General features: G+C 73.9%; 17 protein-coding genes. 12 read left to right on the forward strand and 5 right to left on the reverse strand.

From position 1 onward, the window contains the following. Positions 1-30: 30 nt before the first annotated feature. Positions 31-783: a GntR family transcriptional regulator gene (locus tag OG295_RS32645; RefSeq protein ID WP_371680221.1), complete on the reverse strand. Its 753-nt coding sequence runs from the start codon at positions 781-783 to the stop codon at positions 31-33. A 231-nt stretch (positions 784-1,014) separates the two neighbouring features. On the opposite strand from OG295_RS32645, the gene OG295_RS32650 reads away from it, so the two are divergent. Genes OG295_RS32650 through OG295_RS32670 form a run of 5 tightly spaced genes read left to right on the forward strand, consistent with a single transcriptional unit; the run spans position 1,015 to position 5,807 of the window. After that, on the forward strand, positions 1,015-2,190 hold the full coding sequence (locus tag OG295_RS32650; RefSeq protein ID WP_371680223.1) for an extracellular solute-binding protein: 1,176 nt from the start codon (positions 1,015-1,017) through the stop codon (positions 2,188-2,190). Beyond that, positions 2,190-3,098, forward strand: coding sequence for an ABC transporter permease (locus OG295_RS32655; RefSeq protein ID WP_371680224.1), 909 nt, complete (start codon positions 2,190-2,192; stop codon positions 3,096-3,098). The genes OG295_RS32650 and OG295_RS32655 overlap by 1 nt, the downstream gene beginning before the upstream one ends. Next, a complete protein-coding gene (locus OG295_RS32660) occupies positions 3,086-4,000 on the forward strand; it encodes an ABC transporter permease (protein ID WP_371680225.1) in 915 nt (304 codons plus the stop codon). The genes OG295_RS32655 and OG295_RS32660 overlap by 13 nt, the downstream gene beginning before the upstream one ends. Before the next feature lie 5 nt (positions 4,001-4,005). Then, positions 4,006-5,106 carry an ABC transporter ATP-binding protein gene (locus tag OG295_RS32665; RefSeq protein WP_371680226.1) on the forward strand — a complete coding sequence of 367 codons (1,101 nt, stop codon included), beginning with the start codon at positions 4,006-4,008 and terminating at the stop codon, positions 5,104-5,106. After that, positions 5,103-5,807, forward strand: coding sequence for an HAD family hydrolase (locus OG295_RS32670; RefSeq protein WP_371680227.1), 705 nt, complete (start codon positions 5,103-5,105; stop codon positions 5,805-5,807). Before OG295_RS32665 ends, OG295_RS32670 begins: the two co-directional genes overlap by 4 nt. Here the strand turns inward: OG295_RS32670 and OG295_RS32675 are convergent. Further along, the gene (locus OG295_RS32675; protein WP_266836677.1) at positions 5,765-6,244 is read right to left on the reverse strand and encodes a hypothetical protein; all 480 of its coding nucleotides are present in this window, start codon (positions 6,242-6,244) and stop codon (positions 5,765-5,767) included. The genes OG295_RS32670 and OG295_RS32675 overlap by 43 nt on opposite strands. 231 nt (positions 6,245-6,475) lie before the next feature. Here OG295_RS32675 and OG295_RS32680 point away from each other — a divergent pair, with 231 nt between their 5' ends. Then, positions 6,476-7,555 carry a DUF2330 domain-containing protein gene (locus OG295_RS32680; protein WP_371680228.1) on the forward strand — a complete coding sequence of 360 codons (1,080 nt, stop codon included), beginning with the start codon at positions 6,476-6,478 and terminating at the stop codon, positions 7,553-7,555. Between the two features lie 55 nt (positions 7,556-7,610). On the opposite strand, the gene OG295_RS32685 is transcribed toward OG295_RS32680, so the two are convergent. The 3 genes from OG295_RS32685 to OG295_RS32695 are packed head-to-tail and all read right to left on the reverse strand — an operon-like array spanning position 7,611 to position 10,398. After that, positions 7,611-8,660, reverse strand: coding sequence for a zinc-dependent alcohol dehydrogenase family protein (locus OG295_RS32685; protein ID WP_371680229.1), 1,050 nt, complete (start codon positions 8,658-8,660; stop codon positions 7,611-7,613). Between the two features lie 50 nt (positions 8,661-8,710). Then, the gene (locus OG295_RS32690) at positions 8,711-9,502 is read right to left on the reverse strand and encodes a RimK family alpha-L-glutamate ligase (protein ID WP_371680230.1); all 792 of its coding nucleotides are present in this window, start codon (positions 9,500-9,502) and stop codon (positions 8,711-8,713) included. Continuing rightward, positions 9,499-10,398 (reverse strand): RimK family alpha-L-glutamate ligase, encoded by a 900-nt coding sequence (locus OG295_RS32695; RefSeq protein ID WP_371680231.1) that lies wholly within the window; start codon positions 10,396-10,398, stop codon positions 9,499-9,501. Before OG295_RS32695 ends, OG295_RS32690 begins: the two co-directional genes overlap by 4 nt. A 232-nt stretch (positions 10,399-10,630) precedes the next feature. Here OG295_RS32695 and OG295_RS32700 point away from each other — a divergent pair, with 232 nt between their 5' ends. The 6 genes from OG295_RS32700 to OG295_RS32725 are packed head-to-tail and all read left to right on the forward strand — an operon-like array spanning position 10,631 to position 16,006. Then, entirely contained in the window at positions 10,631-12,160 is a 1,530-nt protein-coding gene (locus tag OG295_RS32700) for a sensor histidine kinase (protein WP_371680232.1), read from the forward strand. Further along, positions 12,157-12,558 (forward strand): roadblock/LC7 domain-containing protein, encoded by a 402-nt coding sequence (locus OG295_RS32705; RefSeq protein WP_266836659.1) that lies wholly within the window; start codon positions 12,157-12,159, stop codon positions 12,556-12,558. Before OG295_RS32700 ends, OG295_RS32705 begins: the two co-directional genes overlap by 4 nt. After that, positions 12,555-12,911 carry a DUF742 domain-containing protein gene (locus OG295_RS32710; protein ID WP_371680233.1) on the forward strand — a complete coding sequence of 119 codons (357 nt, stop codon included), beginning with the start codon at positions 12,555-12,557 and terminating at the stop codon, positions 12,909-12,911. The genes OG295_RS32705 and OG295_RS32710 overlap by 4 nt, the downstream gene beginning before the upstream one ends. Further along, positions 12,892-13,536, forward strand: coding sequence for an ATP/GTP-binding protein (locus OG295_RS32715; RefSeq protein WP_371680234.1), 645 nt, complete (start codon positions 12,892-12,894; stop codon positions 13,534-13,536). The genes OG295_RS32710 and OG295_RS32715 overlap by 20 nt, the downstream gene beginning before the upstream one ends. Continuing rightward, positions 13,533-14,762 carry a cytochrome P450 gene (locus tag OG295_RS32720; RefSeq protein WP_371680235.1) on the forward strand — a complete coding sequence of 410 codons (1,230 nt, stop codon included), beginning with the start codon at positions 13,533-13,535 and terminating at the stop codon, positions 14,760-14,762. The genes OG295_RS32715 and OG295_RS32720 overlap by 4 nt, the downstream gene beginning before the upstream one ends. After that, positions 14,759-16,006, forward strand: a complete 1,248-nt coding sequence (locus OG295_RS32725; protein WP_371680236.1) for a cytochrome P450 — start codon at positions 14,759-14,761, stop codon at positions 16,004-16,006. Before OG295_RS32720 ends, OG295_RS32725 begins: the two co-directional genes overlap by 4 nt. The last annotated feature ends 8 nt before the right edge of the window (positions 16,007-16,014 follow it).

Below are 16,014 nucleotides of genomic sequence, written 5' to 3' on the forward strand. Positions count from 1 at the left end.
CGGCACGACGGCGGCCGCGCCGCCCCCGCCTCAGCGTTCGCCGCCCCCCGGATGCCGCTCCAGCGGTGTGGCTACCGCCGAGTTGCTCACACTGAAGGTGACGCTGCCGGCCCGGTACCGGTCGTCGGACCATTCGATCGGGCGACCCGTGCGGGTGGCCGAAGTGTGTCGCTGGCGCAGCAGCGGACCTCCCCGCCGGATCTCCAGCAGCCGGGCGTCCTCGCTGCCCGCCGGGAGCGCGTCGATGAGGTGTTCCCCGTAGTGGGCCACGATCCCGGAGTCCGCGGCGAGGCTGTCCATCACCGAGCGGCAGTCCTCCGGCAGCGCCTCCACGGCCGCCGCGACCCAGTCGGCGTAGGCGGTCCGTTCCACCATCGTCGGCTCGCCGTCGAGCGTCCGCAGCCGCAGTACGGCCATGATCTCCGTACCCGGAGGCAGGGCGAGCCGCTCCGCCTCCTCGGCGGTGGCGGGGCGCCGGGTGCGGGACAGGAAGCGGCTGCGCACCTCGTGGCCGACCCCCTCGGCCCATTGCGCGAAGCTGTTCAACTCGCCGAAACTGTGCCGTCGTTCGTGACGCAGGACGATCCTGCGAGCGCCCTGGCTGGAGCCGATGAGCCCCTCGGCGGCGAGGGTGGCCACGGCCTGGCGGACGGTTCCGCGCGAGACCGACCAGCGGGTGGCGAGGTCGCTCTCCGAGGGCAGCCGGCCCCCCACCGGGTGGGCGCCGGACAGGATCGCCCGGCGCAGCTCGTCGGCGATCTCCAGATACCGGGCCGTTCCCATGCCGTTCCCCCTCGTTGCGGTGCTCTGCGACCTCAAGGTCTTGATCATCATCGATGAGCATCCGGGCGGATCTGTCACGACTCCTTTCGGTCATTCTCGTCTCTTCGTCGAGCCGTGCTCCACGGTCCAGCCACCGTTCACCGTCCGTACAGCGAGCACGGGCGAACTGGAGTCAACTTGTTCAGACAAGTGATCTGACAAGTGCAGCCCCCTTCGTCTCCGGGAGAGACCGTGCTCAGTTCCACCGCCCGTCGCGGCGCGGCCGTACTGCTCAGCGCCGCCGTCCTGACCACGCTCAGCGCGTGCGGCGCAGCGCCCGACCCGCAGCAGCCCGGCGGCGCCGCCTCCGGCGACGCCAAGGGCAAGACCCAGCCGGGCGCCGCGACCTCGGCGGCCGACCTCGGCGGCATGGAGGCCCTCGTCGCCGCCGCCGAGAAGGAGGGCCAGCTCAACGTCATCGCCCTGCCGCCGGACTGGGCGAACTACGGCGAGATGGTCAAGGCCTTCCAGGCGAAGTACCCGAAGATCAAGGTAGGCGGCGAGAACCCGGACGCCACCAGCGCCGACGAGATCGCCGCGGTCAAGTCCCGCAAGGGCCAGAAGCGCGCCCCCGACGTCCTCGACCTCGGCATCGCCTTCGCCCGCAGCGGCGCCGCCGAGAACCTGTTCGCGTCCTACAAGGTCACCGCCTGGGACAAGATCCCCGGCTCCCAGAAGGACGCCGACGCCCGCTGGTACAACGACTACGGCGGCTACGTCTCCATCGGCTGCGACGCCGCGCGCATCCCCAACTGCCCGCAGACCTTCGCCGATCTCCTCAAGCCCGAGTACAAGGGCAAGGTCGCCCTCAACGGCAACCCCACCAAGTCCGGCTCCGCCTTCGGCGGCGTCTACGCGGCCGCCCTCGCCAACAAGGGCTCCTTCGCCGACATCCAGCCCGGCATCGACTTCTTCGGACAGCTCCGCAAGAGCGGCAACTTCATCCCCGTCGAGTCCACCCCGGCCACCGTCGAGAAGGGGGAGACCCCCATCTCGATCGACTGGGACTACCTGAACGCCGGCTACGCCGAGCAGTTCAAGGGCAAGGGCGTCGACTGGAAGGTCTCCGTCCCCTCCGACGGCGTCTACGCCCAGTACTACTCGCAGGCCATCAACAAGGACGCCCCCAACCCGGCGGCCGCCCGCCTGTGGATGGAGTTCCTCTACAGCGCCGAGGGCCAGAACATCTGGCTGAAGGGCCACGCCCGCCCCGTGCTGCTCCCCGTGATGGCCGCCGACGGCACCGCCGACAAGGACGCCGTCACCAAGCTCCCGCAGGTCCAGGGCACCCCGTCCTTCCCGGCCTCCACCGAGCTCGACAAGGCCAAGGCCACCCTCGCCGAGAAGTGGGACAAGGCCCTCAGCTGATGTCCGCACCCACCCCCACCTCCCCCACGCGGGGGACCGCCGGCGGCACCACCCTCCGCCGCCGGCGGCGCGGCCCGCGCACCTGGCTCGCCGCCCTCCCCCTCCTCGCCTTCACCGGGCTCTGCTTCGGCCTGCCGCTCGGCGCCATCGCCTTCGGCGCCGTCACCCGCACCGACCCGGGCACCGGCGCCACCCGCGTCACCGGCGAGCACCTCGCCCGTTCCCTCCAGGGCCCCTACCTCGACTCCCTCATCGGCAGCGTCCAGCTCTCCGCCCTGACCGCACTGCTCGGCGGAGTCCTCGGCGTCCTGATCGCGCAGGCCCTGGTCACCTCCCGCTCCACCGCCCTGCGTTCCGCGGCCCTGACCGCCTCGGGCGTCCTCGCCAACTTCGGCGGGGTGCCGCTCGCCTTCGCGTTCATCGCGACCGCCGGGATCTCCGGAGTCGTCACCCAGCTCGCGGACCTCACCGACCTCGGCTGGGACCTGTACTCCTTCACCGGCCTCGCCGTGGTCTACCTGTACTTCCTCACCCCCCTGATGGTCCTGGTGATCGTGCCCGCCCTGGACGGGCTCCGCCCGCAGTGGCGCGAGGCCGCCCAGAACAACGGGGCCACCGGACGGCAGTTCTGGCGCCACGTCGGCCTGCCCGTGCTGGCACCCTCCCTGCTCGGCGGGTTCGTCCTGCTCTTCGGCACCGCCTTCGCCGCCCACGCCACGGCCGCGGCCCTCGTCGGCGGCTCCGTACCGCTGGTCACGCTGAAGATCGCCGACGCCCTCTCCGGCAACGTGCTCACCGGCCAGGAGAACGTGGCGCTCGCCCTCGGCCTCGACATGATCCTGATCGCCGGCCTGGTCATGGCGGTCTACCTGCCCCTCCAGCGACGGAGCGCCCGATGGCTGCGATGACCCCGACCGCCCCCCGGGCGGACCGTGCCGAAGCGGCCCCCGGGGCCGCCCGCGCGCGGGCCCGCCGCCCGCGTCCGCGCATCTGGCGCGGAGCCGTCCTCGCACTCGCGGGCGCCTACTTCCTGCTCCCGCTCGCCGCCTCCTTCGTGTTCACCGTGCACGTGCCCGGCCAGGGCCTCACCTTCGAGGCCTACACCGAACTCCTGGGCGCCGAGGGCTTCTTGAGGAGCCTGCTCCTCTCGCTCGGCCTGGCCGCCGCTACCATCACGCTGTCCCTGCTGCTGGCGGTGCCGGCACTGGTCGCCGTACGGATCGGCTCGCCGAGGCTGCGGCCCGTGGTGGAGGTGATGTGCATGCTGCCCCTGGTCGTACCGCCCATCGCCCTGGTCACCGGCATCACCACGGTGCTCCGCTGGGGGCCCGAGCACCTCTCGCGGACCCCGCTGTACCAGACCTTCCTCGCCGTCCAGAACCCGGACTTCCCCGTCGTCCTGGTCCTCGCCTACACCGTGCTGGCCCTGCCCTTCGTCTACCGCTCGCTCGACGCGGGACTGCGCGCCGTCGACGTCCCCACCCTGGTCGAGGCCGCCCGCAGCTGCGGAGCGAGCTGGCCGCACGTGGTCCTGCGCGTACTGCTGCCCAACCTGCGCGCCTCACTCGCCGGAGCGGCCTTCCTCACCCTGGCCCTGGTCCTCGGCGAGTTCACCATCGCCTCGCTCCTCGGCTTCCAGCCCTTCGCCGTGTGGATCGTCTCCATCTCCGGCGCCCAGGCCCGCATGTCGGTGGCCGTCTCCATCCTCAGCCTCCTCATCACCTGGCTGCTGCTGCTCGTCCTCTCGCGGGCCGGCACGAACCCCTCCTCGGTCTCCGCCGCCCCCGCCACCTCCCGCAAGGAGTCCTGACCTCCATGTCCACGACCCTCACCGCGCCGCGGAAGCCGGCCGGCCCCGGCCCCGCCGCCCCGGCGGGTGCCCGCGTCGAATTCCGCGGCCTGCGCCGGGCGTTCGGCTCCACCGTCGCGCTCGACGGCCTCGACCTCACCGTCGAACCCGGCGAACTCCTCGCCCTGCTCGGCCCCTCGGGCTGCGGCAAGACCACCGCACTGCGCGTCCTCGCGGGCTTCGAGACCCCGGACGACGGCGAAGTCCTCGTCGACGGCGAGGACATCACCCGGGTGCCGGCCAACCGCCGTGACGCCGGCATGGTCTTCCAGTCGTACAGCCTCTTCCCCCATCTCACCGCCCGCGACAACGTGGCCTTCGGCCTGCGCCTGCGCAAGGTGCCCGCAGCGCGGCGCCGCGAGCGCGCCGCCGAACTCCTCGACCTGGTGGGCCTGCCCGACCACGGCGACCGCTATCCGCACCAGATGTCCGGCGGCCAGCAGCAGCGCGTCGCCCTCGCCCGCGCGCTCGCCCTGCGCCCCCGCGTGCTCCTCCTGGACGAGCCGCTCTCCGCCCTGGACGCCAAGGTACGGGCCAACCTGCGCGAGGAGATCCGCCGCCTGCAGCTCGACCTCGGCATCACCACCGTGTTCGTCACCCACGACCAGGAGGAGGCCCTGTCCATGGCCGACCGGGTCGCCGTCCTGAACGCGGGCCGGCTGGAGCAGTGCGCCGCCCCCGCCGAACTGTACGAACGCCCCGCGACCCCCTTCGTCGCCGAGTTCGTCGGCACCATGAACCGGCTCCCCGGACGCCTCACCGACACCGGCCTCGTGGACGTCGCCGGCATCCGGCTGCCCGTCGACGGTCCCGTCCCGGCCACCGCGGACGTGGAGGTGCTGGTCCGCCCCGAGAACCTCACCGTGACCGCAGACCCGGAGGGCGGCGCCACCGTCGCGTCCGCCTCCTTCTTCGGCGCCGTCACCCGCCTCCACCTCGACCTCGCCGACGGCACCCGGGTCAAGGCCGATCTGCCGTCGCGCGACGCCGGGGACCTGGCCCCGGGCGCGCGGGCCGTCGTGGGACCGGCCGAACGGCCCGTGCTCGTCGTGGCGAGGACCGCGTGAACGCGCCCGCCGCCGTGCTCTTCGACATGGACGGCACCCTCGTCGACACCGAGGTGCTCTGGTGGGAGGCCACCGAGGAGACCGCGGAGCGGCTCGGACACCGCCTCGGCCCCGCCGACGCCCCCGAGGTCGTCGGCCGCGCCGTCCGGGACACCGCCGCCCACCTCGTACGGGTGGCGGGGCGCGGGGAGCCGGCGGAGGTCGCCGCCGAACTCACCGGGGGCTTCTTCCGCCGGGTCGCCGCCGGGGCGCCCCTGCGCCCCGGCGCCCAGCGGCTGCTGACGGCGCTGGAGGCCGAGGGCATCCCCTTCGCGCTGGTGAGCGCGTCGCCGCGGGTGGTCGTGGACGAGGTGGTCGGGGGCGCGCTCGCACACGTCCCGTTCGCCTTCACGCTCTCCGCCGACGACACCGCACGGACCAAGCCGCACCCCGAGCCCTACCGCGCCGCCGCCGCCCGCCTGGGCCTCGCGCCCGCGAGCTGCGTGGCCGTGGAGGACTCCCCGGACGGCGCGGCCTCCGCCGAGGCCGCGGGCTGCGCGCTGCTGGTGGTGCCCTCGCTGCTGGACGTACCGCGCTCGGCGCTGCGCACCTTCGCCGCCTCCCTGGAGGAGGTCACCCCGGAGCTCCTGCGCGGTATGACCGGCGCAGGGCCCGCGGATCAGGCCGACAGGACGAGCAGCTCCAGGATGCCCTCGGCGTAGGCCCCGGAGACCGACCCCGGCCCGGTCTCCAGCACGCCGACCAGCAGCGGCAGGCCGGTCCGTACGTGGGCCGCGACCTGCCCGTACAGGCCCGCCCCGTACGCCTCCCCGTCGTCCTCGGCGCTCAGCAGGGACAGCAGGGTCCACAGCAGCGCCTCGCGGGTCGTCAGCCGGGGCGGGCCGGCCGACCACACCGCCATCAGCACCGCGCAGGCGGCCGGCGCCGGGGGCCACAGCCGGGTCCCGGTGAACACGTGTCCCTGCAACGCGTGGAACGCCGCCGGATGTCCCTCGGCCGCGTCCCACAGGGCGTCCTCCAGGTGTTCCGCCGAGCGGCCGCAGCCGCAGGTCACGGACGCCCAGTCCTGCCGTGCGAGCTCGGCCCGCACACCGTCCGGCACCAGCGGGCTGCTGCGCGGCTTGTCCTTCCCTCTCATGGGGCTCCTTTCACGAGGCCCCAGTATGGGAGGGAGCGGGGACCGGGTCGAGCGGGGCCGTCGCCGCTCCCGTCCGCAGGGGCGGTCCAGGGCGGTCCAGGGCGGTCCAGGGCGGTCCAGGGCGGTCCCGGTCCCGGGAACGAGGCACCGCGGGCAGCGGACGCACCCCTCACCCGCCGGCCGCGCCCGCCGGAACCGTACCGCGGGCACCTTCGTCTGAGACCCGTGTGGATGAAGCGAAGAATCCCGGCCCTGCTGCTCGCCCTGCTCGCCGTCCTGGCGGGTTCCCTGATCAGCCCCGCCTACGCGTGCGGCTGCGGGGCGATGGTCCCCGACGAGGCGTCCCGGATCGGCGTCGACCGGGAGGCCTCGGTGGTGCGCTGGGACGGCCGCAGCGAAGAGATCGTGATGCGGTTCACCGTCGGAGGTGACGCCCGCCGCGCCGCCTGGATCATGCCCGTCCCCGGCCGGGCGACCGTGGGCCTCGGCGACGCCGGGCTCTTCCCCGCGCTCACCGAACTCACCCGGCCCGTGCACCGCACCCGTACGTACTTCTGGCCGCGCGACACCGACTGGCCCTTCGCCGACGACCGGGACCGCCTCGTCGGCGCCGCACCGCCCGGCGCCGCCCCCTCGGTCGGTGTGGTCGGCCGCGAGCGGCTCGGCGACTTCGACGTCGCCCGGCTCACCGCCACCGACCCGGACGCCCTGCGCACCTGGCTGGAGACCAACGGGTTCAAGCTGCCCGACCGGCTCGCGGCCGAACTGAAGCCGTACGTCGACCAGAAGTGGGAGTACGTGGCCGTCCGCCTCGCCCCCCGCGACCAGGGCCGGCCCCTGAGCGGTGAACTGGACCCGCTGCGGATCCGGTTCGCCAGCACCCGCCTCGTCTACCCGATGCGCCTGTCCCGGCTGGCCCGGACCCCGCAGTCCCTCGGCCTGTTCGTACTGGCCGCCCACCGGATGGAGCCCGCCTCCGCGATCGGCGGCGCCACCCCGGAGGTGACCTTCGCCGGACGGATCACCCCGAAGGGCCCGCTGGCCGCACTCGCCGGCGACCAGCCGGTGTTCCTGACCGCGATCGACCAGCGGTTCCCGGAGCCGGCCCGCATCGACGGGGACCACGAACTGCGCGCCACCGCCAAGGACACCCCCTACCAGCGGGCCGTCTACCGCTACGAGGTCCTCACCGTGGGAGGCGTCCCGGTCTGGCTGCTCAGCGTGGCGGGCGCCCTCCTGACGGTGGCCGCCGGCACGGCGCTCCTGATCCGACACCGCCACCGCCACGCCCACCGGGCCGGCTCCGCCTGACGCCCCCGACTGACGCCCCCGCCGCCGGGCCCGCTCCGCCCGCCGTCCCGGGGACTCACTCCGGCGGCAGGATCACCGTGACCCCGGACCCGGGCGCCGAGCCCATCGCGGCGAGCGCGGCCGGGGCCCCAGACAGCGGGAGGGAACGGGTCACCAGCAGGTCCGGGCGCAGCGCGCCCGAGCGGACCAGTTCCAGCATCGGCGGGTAGGCGTGGGCGGCCATCCCGTGGCTGCCCAGCACCTCCAGCTCCCAGCCGATGACCCGGTCCATCGGCAGCGCCGCCGGCCCGGACCCCGCGGGGAGCAGCCCGACCTGGACGTGCCGTCCGCGCCGGCGCAGCCCGGCCACCGACGCGGCGGCCGTCGCGGGGGAGCCCAGGGCGTCCAGCGAGAGGTGCGCGCCGCCGCCGGTGAGCTCCCGTACCGCCCCGGCCGCGCCCGCGGGCCCGGCGGCCCGGGGATCGAGGGCGTGGGCCGCGCCGAAGGAGAGGGCCAGTTCCCGTGCCGCGGGGGCCGTGTCGACGGCGACGACCCGCGCGCCCGCGGCCGCCGCGATCATCACGGCGGACAGACCGACGCCGCCGCAGCCGTGGACGGCGACCCACTCGCCCGCCGCCACCCGGCCCCGGGCGACCACCGCCCGGAACGCGGTGGCGAACCGGCAGCCCAGGGCGGCGGCCGTGGCGTACGACAGCTCCCCGGGCACCGCCACCAGGTTCACGTCGGCGTGGTCCAGGGCCACGTACTCCGCGAAGGAACCCCAGTGCGTGAACCCGGGCTGCGTCTGGCGGGCGCACACCTGGTGCTCGCCGGCCGCGCAGTCGGCGCAGGTGCCGCAGGCGCAGACGAAGGGGACGGTCACCCGGTCGCCGGGCCGCCAGGCGGACACCCCGGTGCCCACCGCCTCGACGACCCCGGCCAGTTCGTGCCCGGGGACGTGCGGGAGGGTGATGTCGGGGTCGTGGCCCATCCAGCCGTGCCAGTCGCTGCGGCACAGCCCCGTCGCCTCGACGCGCACCACGACCCCGCCCGGCGCCGGCGCCGGATCGGGCACTTCCCGGACCTCGGCCGGCTCCCCGTACCGTTCGAACACCACCGCGCGCATGGGACCGCCCCTCTATAGACCGCCCCCACGCTACGCCCGCCGCCGGGGGATCAGCCCGCCGCCCGGCGCAGGGCCAGGGCCGCGAGGGCCTCGGGGGCGCCGGCCTGGCCCCGGATCCCGGGGAAGGCGTTGACGTCCACGATGAGCGGGGCGCCGCCCGCGGTGTCGATGACGTCCACGCCGTAGACGTCCAGCGCGAACACCTCGCCCACCCGGAGCGCCAGTTCGGCCCAGCCGTCCGGAAGTCGGTCCAGGCTCCGCGCCGGTTCCTTTCCTCCGGCGGCCAGTTCGGAACGCCGCAGGCCCGCGAAGACCCGGTCCCCGATCACCCACAGCTTGTGGTCCCAGCCGTCGTTGGGCGCGAACGCCTGCACCACGACCGGCTCCTCGCTCCAGTCGCCCACCAGCTCCGCCAGCCGCGAGGGGCCGTCGAGGCGGGCGACCAGGTCGTGCTTGTGGCTGCGCCGGCTCTTGACCACCATCGGCCACGGCAGCCCGGCCGCGGTCTCCAGCCGCGCCGCCGCGGCGAAGGTGCGGGTGGGGGCGAAGGGCAGCCCGGCCCGCAGGGCGAGCTCGGCCATGCCGGTGCGGTCCTGGCAGGCCTCGGTGGCGGCGGCCGAGTTCAGCACGGGCGCCCCCCGCCGCTCCAGTTCCCGGGCCAGGGCCAGCGCGGACGGGGTGCGCGCCTTCAGCAGGTATACGTCGGCCCGCGCGCCGGCCGCCGCCGCGGGTCCGGCGGCCGGATCCAGCACGTCCACCGTGTGCCCGCCGGGGGCCAGCGCCGCGACGGTGGCCGCCAGCAGCGGGTGCCCGGCGTCCGGAGTGATCAGGCCGATCCTCACGCTCCGTCCCCCGCCCCCGCGGCCACCTGGAGCGGGATCGTCACGGGCAGCACGAACGGCGCGGCGGGCGGGCACTCGCGCCGGCCGCCCGCGCGGGCCAGCGCGAGGACGGCACGGGCCACCCGGGCCGCGGCGTCCGGTACCTGGCGGAAGCTCGGGAAGTCGTTCACGTCGACCACCACCGGCCCGTCGGGACCCAGCAGGACGTCGACCCCGTACAGGTCCAGCCCGTACACCTCGCCCACGCGGGCGGCGATCCGGGCCACCTCGGCCGGCAGCGGCACCTGCCGCTCGCGCACCGCGGCGTCCGGGTGCAGGGGGGAGCAGCGTTCGGTGGCGAAGAGTTCGCCGTCGACGCAGTACACCTTGATGTCGGTGCCCGCGTTCGGGACGTACGGCTGCGCGATGAGCATGGTCTCGCCCGCGAGTTCCGGGAGGAGCGCGGGGAGCCGGTCCGGTGAGGCCAGCAGGTGCACTCCCCGCCCGGAGCTGCCGTCGGCGGGCTTGACGACGAGCGGGTACGCGCTGTCGGGTATCTCCGCGAGGAGTTCGGGCCGGGCGACGGCGTAGGTCTGCGGCTGGGGCAGGCCCCGGGCGCTGCCGATGGCGGCGGCCAGCGCCTTGTCCCGTACGCCGCGGATCGCGCGGGCGTCGTTGACCGTGGTCATGCCGGCGGCGGCCGCCGCTTCGAGGAGGGTGAGCCCCGGTCCGCCGGACACGGTCTTCAGCACCCACGCGTCGTGGGCGCCCGAGCGCACGACCTCGTCCATGCGCAGCAGGGAGCCTCCCGGACGGACCACGTCCACCCGGTGTCCCCATGCGGTCAGTTGCCGGATCACCTCGTTCGGCATGCCGTCACGGCGGTAGTGCTCTTCCACCAGGAAGCAGAGCCTCATGACCTTCCCCATATTCCCCGGACGCCCCTCCGCCGATCCCGTCCGGCGAGCTGTGACGTCACAGGATGCCATGGCATAGCCCCGAAACCGCTCCAGATACAGCCTTAGTGGGCGCTACAGAGCGTGATATTCGACAAGAGCTTTCCTAAACGATCAGCAATCCTCTTATAGTTGTGCCTCGTTGCCACAGGAACCCTCTCTTCCATTTACGCCCGGTTTGAGGCTTTGACTAATGACGGCGTCGCCCTCCCCCCTTCGCCCCTCCGCGCTCGCGCTGCTCGTCACCGCGGCGGCCACAGGTACTTTCTCCATGGCGGCGGTGGCCGCGGCCCCGTCATCCATCCAGGTTCCCCTGGGATGGTTCTCGGCCTCCGGATCACTCCTCCTCGCCGTGGCCGCCTGCGCCGTCACCTGGTGGGCGCGCAGCGCCCGGCAGCTGCGCGGCCGGCTCTCCGAGGTCACCCGTGACATCGCCGACCGCGACGCGCACATCGCCCGGCTCACCGCCGACGCGGCCCGCGAGACGGCGGCCCGCACCGCCGAGCGGAACCGGCTCGTCGCGGCGCACACCGCCGAGATGGACCACCTGACCACCGCCCGCGCCGCCGAACTGGACCGGCTGACGGCCGCCCACACCGCCGAGCTCGACAGCATGGCCGCCGACCACCGGGCCACCGGCGAACGACTGGCCGAGGAACTGCGCCTGGCCCGGTCCGGACGGGCCGCCGCCATGGCCGCCGCCGCCAACGCGGCCGGCCGCATGCAGGCGCTCGCCACCGGAATGCTGGCCGACCTGCGCGAGATGGAGCACAGGCACGCCGACGAGGAAGTCCTCGGCGACCTGCTGCACCTCGACCACCGCACCGCCCAGGCGGGCCGCCTCGCCGACTCCATCGCCGTCCTCACCGGAGCCCGCTCGGGCCGCCGCTGGGCCAGGCCGATCGTCATGGAATCGATCCTGCGCGGCGCGATGGGACGCATCGGCGGCTACCAGCGCGTCCGCCTGCACTCCACCTGCGAGGCGGCCGTCGCCGGACACGCCGCCGAGGGCGTCATGCACGCCCTCGCGGAACTCCTCGACAACGCGGCGAACTTCTCGCCGCCGACCGCCGAGGTCCACGTCTACGTGGAGGAGGTGCCCGCCGGGATCGTCATCACCGTCGAGGACAGCGGCCTCGTCATGAGCGAGATCCAGCTGAGCCGTGCCGAACAGGCCGTCACCGCCGAGTCCCTGGACCTGGCCGGACTCTCCGGAACCCGCCTCGGCCTCGCCGTCGTCGGCCGCCTCGCCCGCAAGCACGGGCTCACGGTCTCCTTCCGGCCCTCCGCGCGCGGCGGTACCGGCGCGCTGATGATGCTCCCGCAGGACCTGATCAGCCGCACCCCGGCCGAACCCGTCCCCGCCCCGCCGCTGATCAGCGCCCCCGAGCCCGGTCCCCGGGCCGCCGCCGCGCCCGCGCAGGCGCCCGCCCCGGAGCCCGAGCCGGTCCACGACGGCGCGGACACCACCCACGACCCCGAAACCACCGGTACGACCCCGGTGCTCGGCGAGAGCGGACTGCCCCAGCGGCGGCGCGGCCGGACCCTGGCCGCCGCCCACCCCGAAGGACCCGACGCCGCCGGCGCGGCGGCCCGTACCCGGGCCACCCCCGGCAGCGCCTCCCAGTCCGCCGCCCGCTTCGGCAGCTTCCGCCAGGCCGTGCGCGGCACCTCGGCGCAGCAGCCCTCGACACCCACGCACCCGGAAGGCAACACCCCATGACCGGCTCCACCACCGACGAGACGCTCAGCTGGCTCCTGGAGGGTCTCCTGGAGCGCACCCCCGGCGCCCGGCACGCCCTCGTGCTCTCCCGCGACGGCCTCAAGCTGTGCCGCACCCCCGAGCTCTCCGTCGACCAGGCCGACCAGCTCGCGGCGATCGCCGCGGGCATCCAGAGCCTGTCCCACGGGGCGTCCATCGAGTTCGGTGACGGCAGCGGCGGGGTCCGTTCCGCCATGGCCGAGTTCTACGGCGGCATCCTCTTCATCGTCGAGGCCGGCGAGGGCGCGCACCTCGCCCTCGTCGCCGCCGACGACGCCGACGCGGGCCTCGTCGGCCACAACATGTCCGAACTGGTGGAGCAGCTGAGCGAGCATCTGATCGCCAGGCCCCGGGGATGAGCCGCGGCAGGCCGGGCCGGGACGACTCCCCGGACCGGCTCTACACCCTCACCGGCGGCCGCAGCAGCTCCGGTTCCGACGCGTTCGACCTGGTCACCCTGATCGTCGCCGAATGCGATCCGGTGCCCGGCATGCAGTCCGAGCACGCCGCGATCCTGCGGATGTCCCGCTTCCCGACGGCGGTCGTCGAGATCGCGGCCGAGCTGGGCCTGCCGGTGTCGATCGTCCGGATCCTCCTCGCCGACCTCCACGGCACCGGCCGCATCAGCGCTCGGCACCCCCGCGCCTCGACGTACCGCCTTCCCGACCTCGACATCCTGGAGCAGGTGCTCGTTGGACTCCGCAACCTCTGACCCGGGCGAACCCCGTCAGGCCCTCAGCAGCACCGCCGACAACGGTCTCAAGATCGTCATCGTGGGCGGTTTCGGCGTCGGCAAGACCACCATGGTCCGCTCCGTCAGCGAGATCCGCCCGCTGAACACCGAGGAGACGATGACGAAGGCCGGTGAGGCCGTCGACGACACCGAGGGCATCAACGCCAAGACCGCCACCACGGTCGCCTTCGACTTCGGCCGCATCACCCTCGACGCGCACAACGTGCTCTACCTCTTCGGCGCCCCCGGCCAGGAGCGGTTCTGGTTCCTGTGGGACCGGCTGTTCTCCGGCACCCTCGGCGCGGTCGTCCTCGTCGACACCCGTCGGCTCGCGGACTCCTGGTACGCCATCGACCGCCTCGAACACCACGGCACGCCCTTCGTCGTGGCCTGCAACGACTTCGGCGGCCCCACCCACACCCCGGAGCAGGTCCGCGGCGCCCTCGATCTGCCGCCCGAGGTGCCGTTGCTGTTCTGCGACGCCCGCTCCCGCGAGTCCAGCAAGCACGTGCTGATCTCCCTCGTCGAACACCTCCGGCACCTCCAGCGCGCACGACACCCCCAGACGGCCCTCCAGCCCCCGATCCCGGAGCCCACCCCGTGACCACCCCCGAGCCCCAGCCCGTCTACCTCGGCGGCCCCCGCTTCCAGACCGAACCCACCGAGCTGTACCGGGAAATGCGCCGTGACCACGGCGCCGTCGCCCCGGTCGTCCTCGACGGCGACGTCCCGGCCTGGCTGGTCCTCGGCTACCGCGAACTCCACCAGGTCACCAGCGACCCCCAGCTCTTCTCGCGCGACTCCGACCTGTGGAACCAGTGGGACCGCATCCCCGCCGACTGGCCCCTGCTCCCGATGATCGGCCGCAAGCAGCCGTCCATCCTCTACACCGTCGGCGAACGCCACCGCGAACGCGCCGCCGTGATCTCCGACGCCCTGGAGGCCGTGGACCCCTTCGAACTCAAGGGCCACGCCGAACGCTTCGCCGACGAGCTGATCGACCAGCTGTGCGGCAGGGGCGAGTGCGACATCGTCGGCGAGTACGCCATGCTCCTTCCGCTGCGCGTCCTCGCCCGCGTCTACGGCTTCTCCGACGCCCAGGGCCCCGGCCTCGTCACCGCCATGAACGACATGATCAACGGGCGGGAGGGCGCCCTGGACGGCCAGCGCCACCTCGGCGAGTCGATGTACGCGCTGCTCGCCGCCAAGGCCGCCGAACCCGGTCACGACGTCGCCTCCCGGATGCTGGCCAACACCGCCGGCTTCACCCTCGACGAGGTCGCCCAGGACCTGATGGTGATGATGGCCGCCGGCCACCAGCCCACCGCGGACTGGATCGGCAACTCGCTGCGCCTGATGCTCACCGACGACCGGTTCGCCGCCTCCCTGGCCGGCGGCCGCCACAGCGTCGGCGAAGCCATGAACGAAGTGCTCTGGGAGGACACCCCGACCCAGAACGTCGCCGGCCGCTGGACCACCCGCGACACCAAGCTCGGCGGACAGCGCATCGGCAGCGGCGACCTGGTCCTGCTGGGCCTGGCCGCCGCCAACGGCGACCCGAACGTCCGCACCGACGCGGGCGCCCTCACCGGCGGGAACAACGCCTTCTTCTCCTTCGGCCACGGCGAACACCGCTGCCCCTTCACGGCCCAGGAGGTCGCCGAGGTCATCGCGCGGACCGGCATCGAGGTCCTCCTCGACCGGCTCCCCGACGTCGACCTGGCCGGCCCCGCCGAGGAGCTCACCCGGCGCCCCTCGCCGTGGCTGCGCGGACTGACCGCGCTCCCCGTGACCTTCACTCCCACCCCCGCTCTTGGAGCCACCCGATGACCTGCCCGATCGACCACACCGGCCCCGCCCCCCTCGTCCTCGACCCGTTCGTGGCCGACCTCGACGCCGAGAGCGCCGCCCTGCGCGCCGCGGGCCCGCTGGTTCCCGTCGTGCTGCCCGGCGGCGTCGGCGTGTACGCCGTCACGCACCACGCCGAGGCCAGGAGACTGCTCACCGACCCCAGAGTGGTCAAGGACATCAACGTGTGGGGGGCCTGGCAGCGCGGCGACATCCCCCTGGACTGGCCGCTGATCGGCCTCGCCAACCCCGGCCGCTCCATGCTCACCGTCGACGGCGAGGAGCACCGCCGCCTGCGCACCCTGGTCGCCCAGGCCCTGACCGTGCGCCGGGTGGAGAAGCTGCGCGCCGGCATCGAGGCCCTGACCTCGGAGATGCTCGACAAGCTGGCCACCCTCCCGGCCGGCGAGAGCGTCGACCTGAAGGCGCACTTCGCCTACCCGCTCCCGATGAACGTCATCAGCGAGCTGATGGGCGTCGACGCCGCCGAACACCCCCGGCTCAAGGCGCTCTTCGAGAAGTTCTTCTCCACCCAGACCCTGCCCGAGGAGGTCCCCCGGATGATGGCGGACCTCGGCGCGCTCTTCTCCCGCATCGTGGAGTCCAAGCGCGAGACCCCGGGCGACGACCTCACCAGCGCCCTGATCGCGGCCTCCGAGGACGGCGACCACCTCAGCACCGAGGAGATCACCAACACCCTCCAGCTGATGGTCGCCGCGGGCCACGAAACCACCATCAGCCTGATCGTCAACGCCGTCGTCGCCCTGGAGACCCACCCCGAACAGCGCGCACGCGTCCTCGCGGGGGAGGTCCCCTGGGAGAACGTCATCGAGGAGACCCTGCGCTGGTCCACCCCGACCTCGCACGTCCTCATCCGCTTCGCCACCGAGGACATCGAGGTCGGCGACCGGATCCTGCCGAAGGGGGAGGGCCTGATCGTGTCCTTCGGCGCCCTGGGCCGCGACGAGGCCCAGCACGGCGAGACCGCGGGGGAGTTCGACATCACCCGCACCCCCAACCGGCACATCTCCTTCGGCCACGGCCCGCACGTCTGCCCCGGCGCGGCCCTGTCCCGCCTGGAGGCCCTGGTGGCCCTGCCGGCCCTCTACGCCCGCTTCCCGGACCTGAGCCTGGCCGTCGGCCGCGCGGAGCTGCGCAACAAGCCGATCCTGACCCAGAACGACCTCCACGACCTGCCCGTGAGGCTCTCTGCTACCACGGTCTGACCCGGGAT

Origin of the sequence: Streptomyces sp. NBC_01276 (assembly GCF_041435355.1) — a bacterium.
Taxonomy (GTDB): Bacteria; Actinomycetota; Actinomycetes; order Streptomycetales; family Streptomycetaceae; genus Streptomyces.